Origin of the sequence: Fluviicoccus sp. (assembly GCF_030646115.1) — a bacterium.
Taxonomy (GTDB): Bacteria; Pseudomonadota; Gammaproteobacteria; order Pseudomonadales; family Moraxellaceae; genus Fluviicoccus.
This window is the reverse complement of record NZ_JAUSMX010000008.1, coordinates 39320-53828: the sequence shown is the minus strand read 5'-3', so window position 1 is coordinate 53828 and position 14509 is coordinate 39320. Positions and strand designations below refer to the sequence as shown.

Annotated in this window: 15 protein-coding genes; 7 read left to right on the top strand and 8 right to left on the bottom strand. The window is 59.8% G+C overall.

Annotated features, from left to right (window positions below; all coding sequences use genetic code 11):
- Positions 1-10: 10 nt before the first annotated feature.
- Both Q7T36_RS04510 and Q7T36_RS04505 read left to right on the top strand, forming a co-directional pair.
- Positions 11-565 (top strand): hypothetical protein, encoded by a 555-nt coding sequence (locus Q7T36_RS04510; protein ID WP_304844497.1) that lies wholly within the window; start codon positions 11-13, stop codon positions 563-565.
- 119 nt (positions 566-684) lie between these two features.
- The gene (locus Q7T36_RS04505) at positions 685-1152 is read left to right on the top strand and encodes a helix-turn-helix domain-containing protein (RefSeq protein WP_304844495.1); all 468 of its coding nucleotides are present in this window, start codon (positions 685-687) and stop codon (positions 1150-1152) included.
- A gap of 48 nt (positions 1153-1200) precedes the next feature.
- On the opposite strand, the gene Q7T36_RS04500 is transcribed toward Q7T36_RS04505, so the two are convergent.
- From Q7T36_RS04500 to Q7T36_RS04490, 3 genes are all read right to left on the bottom strand, one after another.
- Positions 1201-2355, bottom strand: coding sequence for an FAD-dependent oxidoreductase (locus Q7T36_RS04500; RefSeq protein WP_304844493.1), 1155 nt, complete (start codon positions 2353-2355; stop codon positions 1201-1203).
- Positions 2356-2519: 164 nt separating this feature from the next.
- A complete protein-coding gene (locus tag Q7T36_RS04495; RefSeq protein ID WP_130410991.1) occupies positions 2520-2684 on the bottom strand; it encodes a rubredoxin in 165 nt (54 codons plus the stop codon).
- Positions 2685-2834: 150 nt separating this feature from the next.
- Positions 2835-3317 (bottom strand): rubrerythrin family protein, encoded by a 483-nt coding sequence (locus Q7T36_RS04490; RefSeq protein WP_304844488.1) that lies wholly within the window; start codon positions 3315-3317, stop codon positions 2835-2837.
- Between the two features lie 179 nt (positions 3318-3496).
- On the opposite strand from Q7T36_RS04490, the gene Q7T36_RS04485 reads away from it, so the two are divergent.
- The 4 genes from Q7T36_RS04485 (at position 3497) to phoR (ending at position 7048) form a co-directional block, all read left to right on the top strand.
- Positions 3497-4006 carry a chorismate lyase gene (locus Q7T36_RS04485; RefSeq protein ID WP_304844486.1) on the top strand — a complete coding sequence of 170 codons (510 nt, stop codon included), beginning with the start codon at positions 3497-3499 and terminating at the stop codon, positions 4004-4006.
- 36 nt (positions 4007-4042) lie between these two features.
- Positions 4043-4915, top strand: coding sequence for a 4-hydroxybenzoate octaprenyltransferase (ubiA, locus tag Q7T36_RS04480; protein ID WP_304844483.1), 873 nt, complete (start codon positions 4043-4045; stop codon positions 4913-4915).
- Positions 4916-5045: 130 nt separating this feature from the next.
- Positions 5046-5762, top strand: coding sequence for a phosphate regulon transcriptional regulator PhoB (phoB, locus tag Q7T36_RS04475; protein ID WP_304844977.1), 717 nt, complete (start codon positions 5046-5048; stop codon positions 5760-5762).
- Entirely contained in the window at positions 5759-7048 is a 1290-nt protein-coding gene (gene phoR / locus Q7T36_RS04470; protein ID WP_304844481.1) for a phosphate regulon sensor histidine kinase PhoR, read from the top strand. The genes phoB and phoR overlap by 4 nt, the downstream gene beginning before the upstream one ends.
- Before the next feature lie 145 nt (positions 7049-7193).
- Here phoR and phoU read toward each other — a convergent pair whose 3' ends face one another.
- From phoU to Q7T36_RS04445, 5 genes are all read right to left on the bottom strand, one after another.
- Positions 7194-7913 carry a phosphate signaling complex protein PhoU gene (gene phoU / locus Q7T36_RS04465; RefSeq protein WP_304844479.1) on the bottom strand — a complete coding sequence of 240 codons (720 nt, stop codon included), beginning with the start codon at positions 7911-7913 and terminating at the stop codon, positions 7194-7196.
- A gap of 19 nt (positions 7914-7932) precedes the next feature.
- Positions 7933-8733 (bottom strand): phosphate ABC transporter ATP-binding protein PstB, encoded by an 801-nt coding sequence (gene pstB / locus Q7T36_RS04460; protein WP_304844975.1) that lies wholly within the window; start codon positions 8731-8733, stop codon positions 7933-7935.
- Positions 8734-8846: 113 nt separating this feature from the next.
- Positions 8847-10502, bottom strand: coding sequence for a phosphate ABC transporter permease PstA (gene pstA / locus Q7T36_RS04455; protein ID WP_304844477.1), 1656 nt, complete (start codon positions 10500-10502; stop codon positions 8847-8849).
- 10 nt (positions 10503-10512) lie between these two features.
- Positions 10513-12822: an ABC transporter permease subunit gene (locus Q7T36_RS04450; RefSeq protein ID WP_304844475.1), complete on the bottom strand. Its 2310-nt coding sequence runs from the start codon at positions 12820-12822 to the stop codon at positions 10513-10515.
- A gap of 109 nt (positions 12823-12931) precedes the next feature.
- Positions 12932-13927 (bottom strand): PstS family phosphate ABC transporter substrate-binding protein, encoded by a 996-nt coding sequence (locus Q7T36_RS04445; RefSeq protein ID WP_370690046.1) that lies wholly within the window; start codon positions 13925-13927, stop codon positions 12932-12934.
- A gap of 116 nt (positions 13928-14043) precedes the next feature.
- Between Q7T36_RS04445 and Q7T36_RS04440 the strand changes: the two genes are divergently transcribed.
- Positions 14044-14442 carry an acyl-CoA thioesterase gene (locus Q7T36_RS04440; RefSeq protein WP_304844473.1) on the top strand — a complete coding sequence of 133 codons (399 nt, stop codon included), beginning with the start codon at positions 14044-14046 and terminating at the stop codon, positions 14440-14442.
- The last annotated feature ends 67 nt before the right edge of the window (positions 14443-14509 follow it).

Genomic DNA, 14509 nt, shown 5'->3' with positions numbered 1-14509 from the left:
GGAACCCGGCATGAGCCTGAAATTATCGAAGCCGGTATTGATCATCGGCGTTATCGTGGTGGTGATTCTGGGAGCGTGGCTGCCCACCGGCCTGGAACTGCTGCGCGACACGCTGGCCTCGCCATGGGCGCATTCACTGCGCGGCGAGCCCACCCTCACCGGCCGCTGGCAAGGCCGCCTGGCTTACGCGGGCATCGGCCAGCGTCCTTTCACGCTGGAAATCCGCCACGACCCCATGGACGGCAAACGTGGCCAGTACTACGCCAAGCGCGGCGCCTTCAACGGCACGGCGGAAATGACCGATGAAGAAGGCTACCGCATGCAGTTTGAAATCTCCGGCGCTTCCAACCGCGACGGCTCGAAAATCCACATCAACCTGCGCGACCTGAACCGCAAGGTTTCCCCCCGGCAGCAACCACTGGTGGTGGACCTGAACGGCGTCTGGCATGGCAAGACGCTGGAGTTGAGCGGGGAATACAGCATGAACGTGTTCAACGGCACCGGTAACGTCTGGAACAGTGACTGGGCTTCGGGCAAAGTCACGGGCGTCTTGTCCAAGCCTTGAGTCTGCACCCGGAAAAACCCCGCCTGTCGGCAATCAGTTCCAAACCGGAACTATCTCATTTCGCGGAAAATGATGACGGCGTATAATGCTGAAAATCCCCCACCTCTGGAAACCACGCCATGAAATGGCAAGACATTGGTGACATCCCCTGCTCCATCGCCCGAAGCTTGGCAGTGCTGGGCGATCGCTGGACCTTGATGGTGCTGCGCAACTGTTTTCTGGGCATCAAGCGCTTTGATGATTTCCAGACCAATCTCGGCGTCACCCGGCACGTACTGGCCGAACGCCTGCAACGACTGGTGGAGGCCGGGGTGCTGCAAAAAGTCCCCTACCAGCAAAAGCCCGAACGCTTTGAATACCGGCTGACCGAACAAGGCCGCGATCTATACCCGGTGCTGATGGCTCTTGTAAGCTGGGGCGACAAGTGGCTGGATGAAGGACGGGGAGCGCCGCTTGAATACTTGCACCAGCCTTGCGGGCATAAATTCCGGCCGGTGATGGTCTGTTCGGAGTGCGGAGAGCCGCTGTCGCCCAAACAGGTGATGCCGATGATCGGGCCCGGCTTTCAGGTCGTCAAAACAGCCTGAAAAACAAAACGCTCCCGAAGGAGCGTTTTGCGTCACCTCAACCGCGATTCACGCCAGCATCGCCGGCACTTCCTTCGCCAACTGCGCTTTCAGCGCCGCATCCCCGGCAAAGCTGCCGGTCAGGGCAAATCCCAGCAACTGGCCGTCGGCATTGCGGAACGAGGCGCACACACTGCTGCCATCCTGCGCATCCACCGCCCACGCCCCGGCCACACCCGGCGCCACCGGCGACACCACCACCGGGCACACCGGCGTCTTCACCTGCACCGGCATCGCCGGGTAAACGATCGCCGTCGGCTGGCCGCTCAGGGTCTTGGCCAGCGCACGGGCGCCCGCCATCAATGGCAGCACGTAAGGCAAAACCAGGCCCTCGACCTCAGCACAGTCACCCAGCGCATAGATATCCGGGTTGCTGGTCTGCAACTCGCGATTCACCACCACGCCACGGTTCACCGCCAGCCCAGCATCCTTCGCCAGCGCCACGCGCGGCCGCAGGCCGATCGCCGACAACACCAGATCACCCGTAATCTCACGACCGTCCGACAAGGTGGCGCGCACGCCCTCGCCTTCTTTATTCACCGCCTGCACGCTGACCCCGAAATGGAAGGTCACGCCCAGACCGGCCAACGCAGCGCCTACCGCTTCGGACGCCACCGGCGGCAACAGCGCGGGCAGCACCCGGCCCACCGGCTCCACCAGTTGCACGGCATAGCCGCCGTTGCTCAGGTCATTGGCGTATTCACTGCCAATCAGGCCGCCGCCAATGACAATCACATGCTTCTTGCCGGTCGCCGCTGCCTGGAAGCGGGCATAGCCTTCAAGATCATTCACCGTCAGCACACGCTCCAGGCCGTCACCGGCCATCGGCGGTTGGAACGGATCGGCGCCCTGCGCCAGCACCAGCTTGTCGTAAGACAGGGTTGAACCGTCCACCGTCACCGTCTTCGTCGCCGCATCAATGGCGGTGACATTGGCGTGAGTGCGGATGTCCGCCTTAAGCTGCCCGGCCATTTGTTCGGCCGTTTGCATCGCCAGCTGGTCGGCGGTCTTGCCCTTGGTGTAACCGGTGGACAACATGGGCTTGGAATAGTTGCGGCCGTCGTCCCTAGTGAGGATGACCAGCGGCGCATCGGGATTGAGTTTCCGCCACTCACGGGCGAGGTTGTAACCGGCCAGACCGGAGCCAATGATGACAAGCGACATGGGAATTACCTGTGGAGGGAAATAAAACTCCCTCTCCCCATGTGGGAGAGGGTCGGGGAGAGGGGTGCGGAAAGATGCTGGACACTACGGTAACTCCAGAGTCACCGCAGCACCCCCCTCCCCTGCCCTCTCCCACAAGGGGAGAGGGGGACAAAGCAGGACGATTACAGTGCAACCATCTCGAAGTCTTCCTTGCCGACGCCGCAATCCGGGCAGACCCAGTCGTCTGGCACATCTTCCCACTTGGTGCCGGCGGGAATGCCTTCATGGGGGATGCCGACCGCTTCGTCATAGACAAAACCACAAACGATACATTGCCACTTTTTCATGTTGCACCTCTTGGAAAATTCGGGTTAAAGCCAGCTTCCGGCATGGAACGGAATCTTGGCTGGTTTCATCCTGTCAGACAAGATTAATTTATCACACTGTCACAGTGATCGATGTTTTGATTGTCCGGCAATCCGTTGCCATTCTCCGGCTTATCCGCCCTGCACCTCGTTCAGGCGCTGACGGTAGTGGTTGGCGTGACGCTCTTCCACCTTGGCCAGCGCGGCGAAGCGCTTGGCCGCCTTTTCCAGCACCTTGCGGAAAGCCCCGGCATGCTCCTGCGACTCGGCGATTTGCTCTTCGAACTCCCGCACCGCGTCCGGTTGTGATTCTGCCACAGCTGTATCGCGGAATTCAGGGTACATTTCAGTGTATTCGTAGGTTTCACCGGCAATCGCGATTTCCAGCATCTTCGCGGGTGTCAATTCGGCCGACGGATACAGCAAGTCCAGATGCCCGAAAGCATGCTGCACTTCCTGAGAAGCAGTCTCCTCAAAGGCCTTGGCGGTGTCTTCGTCCCCCATGGCGCGGGCCAGCTTGGCGAAGTAGCTGTATTTCATGAAGGCCATGGATTCACCGGCAAAAGCGCCTTCCAGGTTCCGGGCGGTGAGCGTTTTGGAATTGTGCGTGTTCATGTGTCTCTCCTCGTGATGCCTCGGGCGGTCTGCCCTGTTGAAGCCAGATTAAGCCCGTTCCCCCGTTCAATCCAATTAAATGAACATTCATTATTGATAGCTTTTTGCTATTACATGAAAGCTTGCATTCGCCCGGCGCTCTCGGCATCCTTCTGCGCACCCACCCACAGTCCAGACTCATGCCTAAATCCTCCGCCTGGCTACCGCCGCAACGCTACTGGCTGGCCCGTCCCGCACCGGCGCAACAGCCTTGGCTGCTTTGTGAAGGCTCACTGACGGCCGCACTGGTGCGGCTTAGCCAAGGCAGCTTCCGGGTGCGGGTGACCCACGAAGGCTGGCATCGTCCCCATGCCGATGAACGCGCCGCACTGCGGATGCCAACGCGACTGGTGGCCCGTATCCGCGAGGTGGAGCTGCTGGGCCGGGACGAAGTCTGGGTCAAGGCCCGCAGCGTCATTCCGCTAAATACCCTGCGCGGCAAGGGCCATCGCCTGCGCTATCTGGGTTCCCGCTCGCTGGGCACCCTGCTGTTCAAAGGCCGCGCCCGCCGGGGGCCGTTGGAAATCCGGCGTGAAGGCGGCTGCTGGCAGCGCCACTCCTGCTTCCACTATGACGGTCGGCCGTTGCTGGTGCGGGAACAATTCCTGCCAGCGCTGTTCAAGGCGGCGCAAGCCGGGAAGATGCGCTAAAATCAGCGCCGACTTCCCATCGCCTGTTCCCCGCCCATGTCCGCTTACTCCCTGAAACAACGTCTGCCCCTCTATGCCGAAGTCATGCGCCTGCACCGCCCCATCGGCATCTGGCTGTTGCTGTGGCCGACGTTATGGGCGGTCTGGATTGCCGGCAACGGCAAACCGGCATGGGATATCGTGCTGATCTTTACGCTGGGTGTGGTGATCATGCGTTCGGCTGGCTGCGTCATCAATGACTGGGCCGACCGTGATTTTGACGGCCAGGTGACCCGCACCCAAGGCCGCCCCATCGCCGACGGCCGCTTGCCCTCGCGGGAGGCCTTGTACCTGTTTGCCGCACTGATCCTTTGCGCCGCTGCCCTGCTGCCCTTCCTGAACCTGCAAACCTTCTTCTGGTCCTTCGGCGCACTGGCGCTGGCCAGCCTGTATCCATTCATGAAGCGCTTCACCTACCTGCCGCAGGTGGTGCTGGGCGCCGCGTTCTCATGGGCCATTCCGATGGCCTTTGTCGCCCAGGACCAGTCGCCGGGGCTGCTGTGCTGGCTGCTCTATGCCGCCAATCTGGTGTGGACCGTGGCCTACGACACCCAGTACGCCATGGCCGACCGCGACGACGACCTGAAGGCAGGCATCAAGTCCACTGCCATCCTCTTCGGCCGTTTCGACCTGGCCATCGTTGGCGGGTTGCAAGGGTTCTTCCTGCTCATGATGACGCTGTTAGGCCTGACGCTGCGTCTGGGTCCGGTCTGGCCGGTGGCGGTCGGCATCGCCGGCGGGTTATTCGTGTGGCAATTCCGCCACAGCCGCGACCGCGTGGCCATCCACTGCACCGAAGCCTTCCTCAACAACCACAAGGCGGGTATGGTGCTGTTTGCCGGACTGGCCATTGGCTATGCGCTGCGGTGAATTTGACATATCCTTAGATAGTTCGTGGTTATCGACGGCCGCACACGTGAATACCTGTACCTTGCAATATTTCTGCAATATCGCTGACATCTAATAGGACTATCGCATGTCACAGGCACAGGAGCCGGTCGTGAAGAGTGAACGCATCTTGATTGTCGACGACGAAGCAGCCATCCGCGAGATGATCGGCATAGCCCTGGATCTGGCAGGCTTTGAATGCTTGGAAGCAGAAGATGCCTTGCAGGCGCATCACAAAATTGTGGATGAACGCCCTGCCCTGGTGCTGCTGGACTGGATGCTGCCCGGCATGAGCGGCATTGAACTGTGCCGGCGCATGAAACGCGACGAGACCCTCAATGAAATTCCGGTCATCATGCTGACCGCCCGCGGTGACGAGGACAACAAGATCCAGGGTCTGGATGCCGGGGCCGACGACTACATCACCAAACCTTTCTCCACCCGTGAACTGGTCTCCCGCATCCGCGCCGTCCTGCGTCGCTCTTCCGCGCTCAGCGCTGAAAAAGCCATTGACGTGGAAGGGCTGAAGCTGGATCCGGTCAGCCATCGCATCACCGCTCACGAGAATGCAGTGGAAATGGGCCCCACCGAGTACCGTTTGCTGGCGTTTTTCATGAGCCATCAGGAACGCGCCTATACCCGCGCCCAGATGCTGGACCAGGTGTGGGGCGGCAATGTCTATGTCGAAGACCGCACCATTGACGTACATATCCGCCGTCTGCGCAAGGCGCTGGAACCGCACGGTTTCGACCGCTTCATCCAGACCGTGCGCGGCACCGGCTACCGCTTCTCCGTCAAACCCGACCCCGGAAGGCAAACCGCATCGTGACACTCCTTCTCCGCCGCCAACTGTTTTTCCTGCTGCAACTGCTGGCGGTATTCGCCATTCCGGCGGCGTTTTTCAACCTGGTGGGCCTGGGACTGTTCCTGGGACTGCTGGTCTTTGTCATCATCCATCTGCAACGCCTGCACCACCTTCACGTCTGGCTGAAAAAACCGCCCGGCGAGCCGCCGCCCGACCATCTGTCCGGTATCTGGGAAGATATCGCCGATACCGTTTACCGTTTGCGACGCAATGAGGATTCCGCGCGCACGAACCTGCTGGGCATTATTGCCCGCGCCCGGACCTCCATTTCCGCGCTGGAAGAGGCTGTGGCCATGGTCGACAGCCACGGGGCGCTGGAGTGGTGGAATCCCGCAGCCGAACGCCTGCTGGGCTTCAAACCGGGAGACGCGGGCAAGCCGGTATTGAACCTGATTCGCGACCCGTCATTTATCCGCCAGTACCAGCACCCCACTCCGGAAGGCCTGAAGCTGCCGTCATGGGTCAGCCCCGACCGCTTCCTGCAATTCGAGCTGACGCGCTTCGGCCACAATGACCGCCTGCTGATTGCCTATGACATTACGCGGCTCAACCAACTGGAACAGATCCGCACCGATTTTGTCGCCAATGTCTCGCACGAACTGCGTACGCCGCTGACAGTGTTGAGCGGTTATCTGGAAACGCTCTCCGACAACCCGGACGAAATGCCGCCGCGCTGGGGACGCGCCCTGAAGCAGATGCAGCAACAGGCCGTGCGCATGACCAATCTGGTGAACGACCTGCTGCTGCTGTCCCGGCTGGAAAGTGACGGCCACAAGAGCGCGCCGAAAACCGTGTTCATGGCGCCCTTGCTGGAGCAATTGCGCACCGAGGCGCAGGCCTATGACCCCGACAAGGAACACCGCATTGTGTTGCAGGTGGAGTCCGCCGCCAATCTGGTGGGCACGGAGGCGGACTTGCGCAGCGCCTTCAGCAACCTGGTCACCAACGCCATCAAGTACACGCCGCCACGGGGAGAAATCTTCATCCGCTGGCATGAGGACGGGCAAAACCGTTACTTCAGCGTCCGCGACAGCGGTATCGGCATTGAGGCCCGGCATATTCCCCGGCTGACGGAACGCTTCTACCGGGTGGACGCTGCGCGCAGCTCCGCCACCGGCGGCACCGGTTTGGGCCTGGCGATTGTCAAACATGTCCTGCTGCAACATCGGGCCATGCTCAATATCGAATCCACACCGGGCAAGGGATCGACGTTCAGTTGTGTGTTTCCTGAGTCTACGTCTGAGTCCTGATACACCCCTTCCCGTTTCCAACACGCCCGCCCACAAAGCAGAAACAACACAAACCGCATACTTGGGCGCTGGAAATCTGACCTGCATTCACCGCGGCCATAAAAAAACCTCCGGCCAGCGGAGGTTTTTATGGACTGACGTCTGCTCAGGCCAGACCGCTCAGCTTCTTCTCAATCACTTCATAGCTGGTATGGCGCACATCCGCCCCTTTCACCATGTAAATCAGCTGCTCGGAAATATTGCGGGCATGATCGCCGATGCGCTCCAGGCACCGCAGCACCCACAACACATTCAACACCCGAGTAATGAAGCGGGGGTCTTCCATCATGTAGGTCATCAGCGCCCGCGTCGCGGTTTTGTATTCAATGTCGATGTTGCTGTCTTCACGCATTACCTTGAAGGCCTGATCGACATCCAGACGGGCAAAGGCATCCAGCGTATCGTGGATCATCAACCGCACCTGGTTGCCAATGTGCCGGGTCTCCACATAACCGCGCGGCGACTCCCCTTCCTCGCACAAGGCCTTGGCGTAACGGGCAATCTTCGCCGATTCATCACCAATACGCTCCAGATCGGTAATCGACTTGCTGACGGCAATGATCATCCGCAGGTCGGAAGCCGCCGGCTGGCGGCGCGCCAGAATCCGCACCAGCTCTTCGTCAATGCGGGTTTCCATCATGTTGATCTTCTGGTCATTCTGCATCACCGTCTCGGCCAGGGCAGAGTCCCCGTCCAGCAAGGCATGCATGGCGTCGCTCACCTGCTTTTCCACCAGCCCGCCCATGGCCAGGAAGTGGGTGCGAATCTCTTCCAGCTCGGCATTGAACTGCTGGGAAATGTGGTGGCCGTAATCTTCTTTGTTCATGGCGGCGTGCTCCCTGTACTTAGCCGTAGCGGCCGGTAATGTAGTCTTCGGTCTGCTTGATCATCGGGTTGGTGAACAGTGTGTCGGTGTCCCCGTACTCGATCAGCTTGCCAAGGTACATGAAGGCCGTGTAGTCGGAAACCCGGGCGGCCTGCTGCATGTTGTGGGTCACGATCAGGATGGTGAAGCGGTCCCGCAGTTCGTGAATCAGTTCTTCGATCTTCAGCGTCGAAATCGGATCCAGCGCCGAAGCGGGCTCATCCAGCAGCAGCACTTCCGGTTCAATGGCAATGGCGCGGGCAATAACCAGACGTTGCTGCTGGCCGCCGGAAAGCCCGAGGGCGGAATCCTGCAAACGGTCCTTGACCTCATCCCACAGCGCAGCACCTTTCAGCGACTGCTCCACAACCTCATCCAGAATGCGCTTCTTGTTGATACCTTGCAGGCGCAAGCCGTAGGCAACGTTTTCATAAATGGTTTTGGGGAAAGGGTTGGGCTTCTGGAAGACCATGCCGACCCGGCGGCGCAGGCTGGTGATGTCCATGCTGCGATCAAAAATATCGTCGCCGTCCATCAAAATATTGCCGGTAATGCGGCAGCCGTCCACCAGGTCATTCATGCGGTTGAATGTTCGCAGCAGCGTCGACTTGCCGCAGCCCGAAGGGCCGATGAACGCCGTCACACGCTTGCGCGGAATCAGCATGTTGACATCAAACAGCGCCTGCTTCTCGCTGTAGAACAAATTGAGATTACGGGCTTCCAGGCAGATGTCTTCATCAGCCAGGTTCAGGCTGCGGCCTTCGCGCCCCAGAGCTTCCATATCCATGGCGTGGGTACCGGCATTGACTTGGGCGGGATTCGCATTCATGGTGGTTTTTTCCACTACGTGATTCATGTTGGGTGCCTCCAAAGTGTACAACAGCTGGCCGCTGCTCAGGTTTCAAGCGCCTTGTATTTTTCGCGCAGCCGGTTGCGCAGGCCAACGGCGGACAAGTTCAGCACCGCCACCACCAGCACCAGCAGGAACGCCGTGGCATACACTACCGGACGCGCCGCCTCCACGTTCGGGCTCTGGAAACCGACATCATAGATGTGGAAGCCCAAGTGCATGAACTTGCGTTCCATGTGCAGGAAGGGGGCATTCATATCCAGCGGCAGCGTCGGCGCCAGCTTCACCACGCCCACCAGCATCAAGGGAGCCACTTCACCCGCTGCGCGGGCAATGGCCAGAATCATGCCGGTCATGATGCTGGGCGTCGCCATCGGCAACACCACGCGCCATAAGGTTTCCGCTTTGGTGGCGCCCAGCGCCAGCGAGCCTTCCTTCAAGGCGCGGGGAATACGCGACAAGCCTTCTTCCGTAGCGACAATCACCACCGGCAAGGTCAGCAACGACAGGGTAATCGACGCCCACAGCAGTCCCGGCGTGCCAAACACCGGCGAAGGTGCAGCTTCAGGGTAAAACAGGCGGTCCATGCTGCCGCCCAGGAAGTAGACAAAAAACCCCAGGCCGAACACGCCGTAGACAATGGAAGGCACCCCGGCCAGATTATTGACCGCAATCCGCACCGTCTGGGTGACCACGCCCTGGCTGGCATATTCACGCAGGTAAATCGCCGCAATCACACCCAGCGGCGTCACGATCACAGTCATGATCAGTACCATCAGCACCGTGCCGAAAATGGCCGGGAACACCCCGCCTTCGGTATTGGCCTCACGCGGATCATCCGCCAGGAAGCCCCACAGGTTATGCAGATAGGCTCCGGTCTTGGCGAAAACCCCCATGGCATTCGGGCGGGAAGCCGCGACAATCTTGCCGATCGGGATTTCCCGTTCACTGCCATCGGCAATGGAAAAGACCGCACTGTCACGGGACAGGTCCTGGTTCAGTTTCTCCAGTTGCAGCCGCAAAGTTTCATAGCCTTTGTTCAGGGCATCACGCTCACCGGCCAGACGCTTCAGCGCCGCATCATTCAGCTGATTCTTCAACTGCAGGCGCCGCTCCTCCAGCCGCAATTCTTCCAGCTTGAAATTGATCGAGCCGATAGGGCCTTTCTCAATGTCGGAAATCTGGTCGTGAATGCTATTGCTGCGCTCAAGGCGTTTATTGAATTCCGCCCACGCCGCCTCACCGGAAGCCACCGGATTACCGCTTTCCTTCACGGACATCAGGCGGCCATAGAAGTTGCCCCACTCCAGGCGCTCCAGCCTGACGATGTCTTCAGGATATTGCCGGTTGGTCAGCTTGTCCGCCATGACCCAGCGGAAGTCCTGGCCGGTCACATCCTTGTTGCCCTGCTTGATGGAATAGCGGGTGACATGATGCACACCCGCCGGAATATCCACTCCGGCTTCCCGCAGGCGGGCCGCCGTATCCACCTTTTCATCAAACAACTCACCAATGATGGTCTGGGTGGTGCCATTGTCGCTGTAGGAGGCCTGCATCACATCAGCCGTCCAGAAGTGGCCCAGCCCGCGTGAGGCCACCAGCCCCAGCAAACCCACCACCATGATCAGACAGATGGCCACGGAGCCGGCATTCAGCCAGACCCAGGCATCACCTGTGCGGAAGTACTCACGGACTTTCATGTTTCAATCCTCACAGGGAACCGTATTTCTTGCGCAGGCGAGCCCGAATCACTTCCGCCACCGTATTCAGCACAAACGTGATCACAAACAACACCAGCGCCGACAGGAACAACATCCGGAAGTGCGTGGAACCAACCTCGGCCTCGCCCATTTCCACGGCCACGTTGGCGGACAGCGTGCGCATGCCCTCGAAAATGTTCCACTCCATGACCGCCGTGTTGCCGGTGGCCATCAGCACGATCATCGTTTCGCCCACGGCGCGGCCGAAACCGATCATCAACGCCGAGAAAATACCCGGGGAAGCCGTAGGCAACACTACCCGCACCAAGGTCTGCCATTGGGTGGCGCCCAGCGCCAGCGAACCGTTGGTCAGATGACGGGGCACGGCAAACAGTGCATCCTCGGCAATCGAGAAAATCGGCGCGATCACGGCAAAGCCCATCACCAGCCCGACAATCAGGGCGTTTCGCTGGTCAAACTTCAGGCCAACCGCCGTTTCCAGCCAGCGGCGCACGTCGCCGCCAAAAAACGCCTGCTCTATGGGTGAGGACATGGCAAAGGACAACCAGCCGCCCAGCAGGATCGGCGCAATCAGCAGCACCGGAGCCCAGCCATCAGGAATGCGGCTGCGTTTTTCCAGGGGAATCTGCATCCACAGAAAACCGCAGAGCAGAATTATGACAGGCGTAATCAGCAATAAACTGAATATGCCCGGCAAACTGTTTTCCACCACCGGCGCCAGCCACAACCCGGCCAGGAATCCCAAAATCACCGTCGGCAGGGCCTGCATCAACTCAATGGCCGGCTTGACCTTGGTGCGCAAACCGGGCGACATGAAAACCGCTGTGTACATGGCGCCGCAAATCGCCAAGGGTGCCGCCAGCAGCATGGCATAGAACGCCGCCTTCAAGGTGCCGAAGGTCAGGGGCACCAATGACAGCTTGGACTCAAAATCCGCGTTGCCGGACGAAGACTGCCAGGTATAGGAAGGCTCAGGGTAAGACTCGTACCAGACCTTGCCCCACACAGCGGACGCTGACATATCGGGATGTTCGATATGCAGACTCCAGAAAGCGGCGTCTTTGGCGGACTGGACAAAAACCCCTTCCGAACGCGCAGACACGCTTAACGCCGTAACCGGCCCGGTGACCGCCTGCTGTACGGCGAGAGTGCGTCCCGAGGTGGTGTAGAAATAGCCCACCCGGCCGGCAGCGTCACCGGCGACGAAACCCTTGCGCTTGGCTTCCGCCGCCAAGGCGGTCACCGGAGCATTGCCCATGCTGAACGAGCGGATGCGCTGCATGGTGAATCGCTCTTCACCGGATTTATTGTCACGAACCAGGAACCATTGGCTGACCTGACCGTGGCTGTCGCCCACCATCAGCGAAATTTCGCCCTGCAATGCCACCACGGCGGTGACTTTGTCCGGCCCCGGCGACAAATCAGTTTCGGTATACAACTGCGAACCGTTTTCACCGAAACGGAATACCGAGAGCTTGTCGTCCGGTGAAATGGCATAGGCCCAGCGCGCACCCTGACCGATAACCACATGATCGGCGACAGCGCCGCCCTGCGTCAGCACTTCGCTAGACAAACGCACAAAGGGCAATTCACCTTCTCCGGTGGGTGCCTCCTCCTCCATGGCCAACCCCAGCCCGCCCAACCCGGCACCCTCGGCTTGCTCCTGGCCGAATTTCTGCCAGACGATCTGGTTGCCGATGCCCGCCAGCACCTTCAGGTCGTTCTCACCGGCATGTACCGCAAAATGCTGCAATGGACGCGCCTGGTCGTCCACCGTCAACGGCGTCCTGCCGAACGGATAGCCAATGCCGGGGGTCACAACCCGGCCTTGTTCCTGACTGTCCACCGCATAACCCGGCTTGATGACCAGCAACTGTCCATTGGACAGGCCGATGCCCGCCAAGCCCTGCAATACGGCGCTCCGCACCACGCCCGTCACCTGGACGCCGGCCGGCACCGGCAACTGCTCCTCACCGATGGCTTCCCCGGAACTGACCCGGAAAAAAGTCATCTTGCCTTCCGGGCTCAGACGCATTCCGGTCTGGTTGTATTCATCCATGTCCACCCACAGCGCCGCCTGTTGGGTTGCCTTGTAAGTGCGCTCCTGCCGGAAGTCGGCGTCGCGGAACAACGGCCAGCTTTCAAAGAGCAGATAAAAAAAGATGAGCGCAATCGCCACAATAATGAACACACCGCCGAAGGCGATGGTCAGATTGGCGAAGCGGTCCTTGAGTCGACGTCGACGATCAAGACGAGCCATGGTGGCGTCGTCCAGCAGGGCGCGTACGGCTTTACTCATAACGTTCTCTGGTTACCGGGAAACGGACGGTATTATCAGCGAAAACAACCGGAAAGGCACGAATGCCACATGACAAACGGGGCCCGAAGGCCCCGTTGACTGGCGGATATTACAAACCCAGTCGGGCGCGGACCTTTTTAACCTCGGAGGCCGGCAACGGGACATAACCATCCTTTTCCACAATCGCCTGTCCCTGCTGCGACAGCACCAGCTTCAGGAACTCGGCCTGCAGCGGCTGCAAGGGCTTCTTTGGGTCCTTGTTGACATAAACATAAAGGAAACGCGCCAACGGGTATTTGCCGGACAGCGCATTCTTCGGGGTGGCGGCCACAAACTCACCATCACTGCCCTTCAGCGGCACCGCCTTGACACCGGAGGTCGTATAACCGATCCCGGAGTAGCCAATCCCGTTGATGGAATTCGCAACGGACTGCACCACCGAGGCTGAACCGGGCTGCTCATTGACGTTGGCCTTGAAGTCCCCCTTGCACAGGGAATGTTCCTTGAAGTATCCGTAAGTACCGGACACCGAGTTACGGCCAAATAACTGCAGGTCACGACCCACCCAAGCGCCGCTCAGGCCGACATCACCCCACTTCTTGACTTCCTTCTCGAAGCCGCACTTGCGGGTGCTGGAGAACACCGCATCCACCATCGGCATGGACATGCCCTTGATCGGGTTGTCCTTGTGCACGAACACAGCCAGCGCATCCACCGCCACCGGCACAGCAGTCGGCTTGTAACCGTATTTCTTCTCGAAATCCTGAATTTCATTATCCTTCATGGGGCGCGACATCGGACCAAAATTCGCGGTGCCCTGGGACAACGCGGGAGGCGCCGTGGAGGAGCCGGCGGCCTGAATCTGGATATTGACGTTCGGATACTCCTTCTTGAAATCTTCCGCCCAGAACGTCATCAGATTCGCCAGGGTGTCAGACCCCACGCTGGAGAGGCTTCCGGAAATCCCGGACGTTTTCTTGTAGACCGGAATACCGGCATCCACGGCGGCGTTCGCCAGGGTCATACCGAATGACAGGCCCACAGCCATCGCCAATTGCAGCATCTTCATCGTCTTCTCCAGAGGATTGCGCAGGTTTTTTAACATGATGGCCATACTAGGGGCAGGCTGTGACAAAATTATGACAGTCTGTCATTAAGTGTACTTCTTGCATTTCCCGGCAATGCACTTATCATGGCCCCGAACGATTGTGAATCAACCTCATGCCGCCCGACCACTCCGATCCGGCCCTGCAACCGCAAGGTGCCCCCGTGCTGCAACTCCAGGCGCAACCCGCTGACACCAACGTCCAAGGCGACATGTTCGGCGGCTGGCTGGTGCAGCAAATGGATATCGCTGGCAGCATCACCGCCCGTGAACGCGCCTGCGGCCGCATTGCCACCGTTGCCATCGACAGCATGGTCTTCCTGCGGCCGGTGCGGGTCGGCGACCTGATGAGCTTCCATACCTGCATCCTGCAAACCGGCTCCAGTTCGCTGCAGGTACAGGTCGAAGTCTGGATTCATCCTACCCTGGGCGACCCCTGCAAACTGACCGAAGGCCGCTTCACCTTTGTCGCCATTGATGTTCACGGCCGCACCCGACCCCTTCCGGCGGTATGACCCGCGACAAGTCCCGCCGGGCAAACTTCCGGGCATTTCCATTTGTCGGGTTGGTGTTATACTCGGG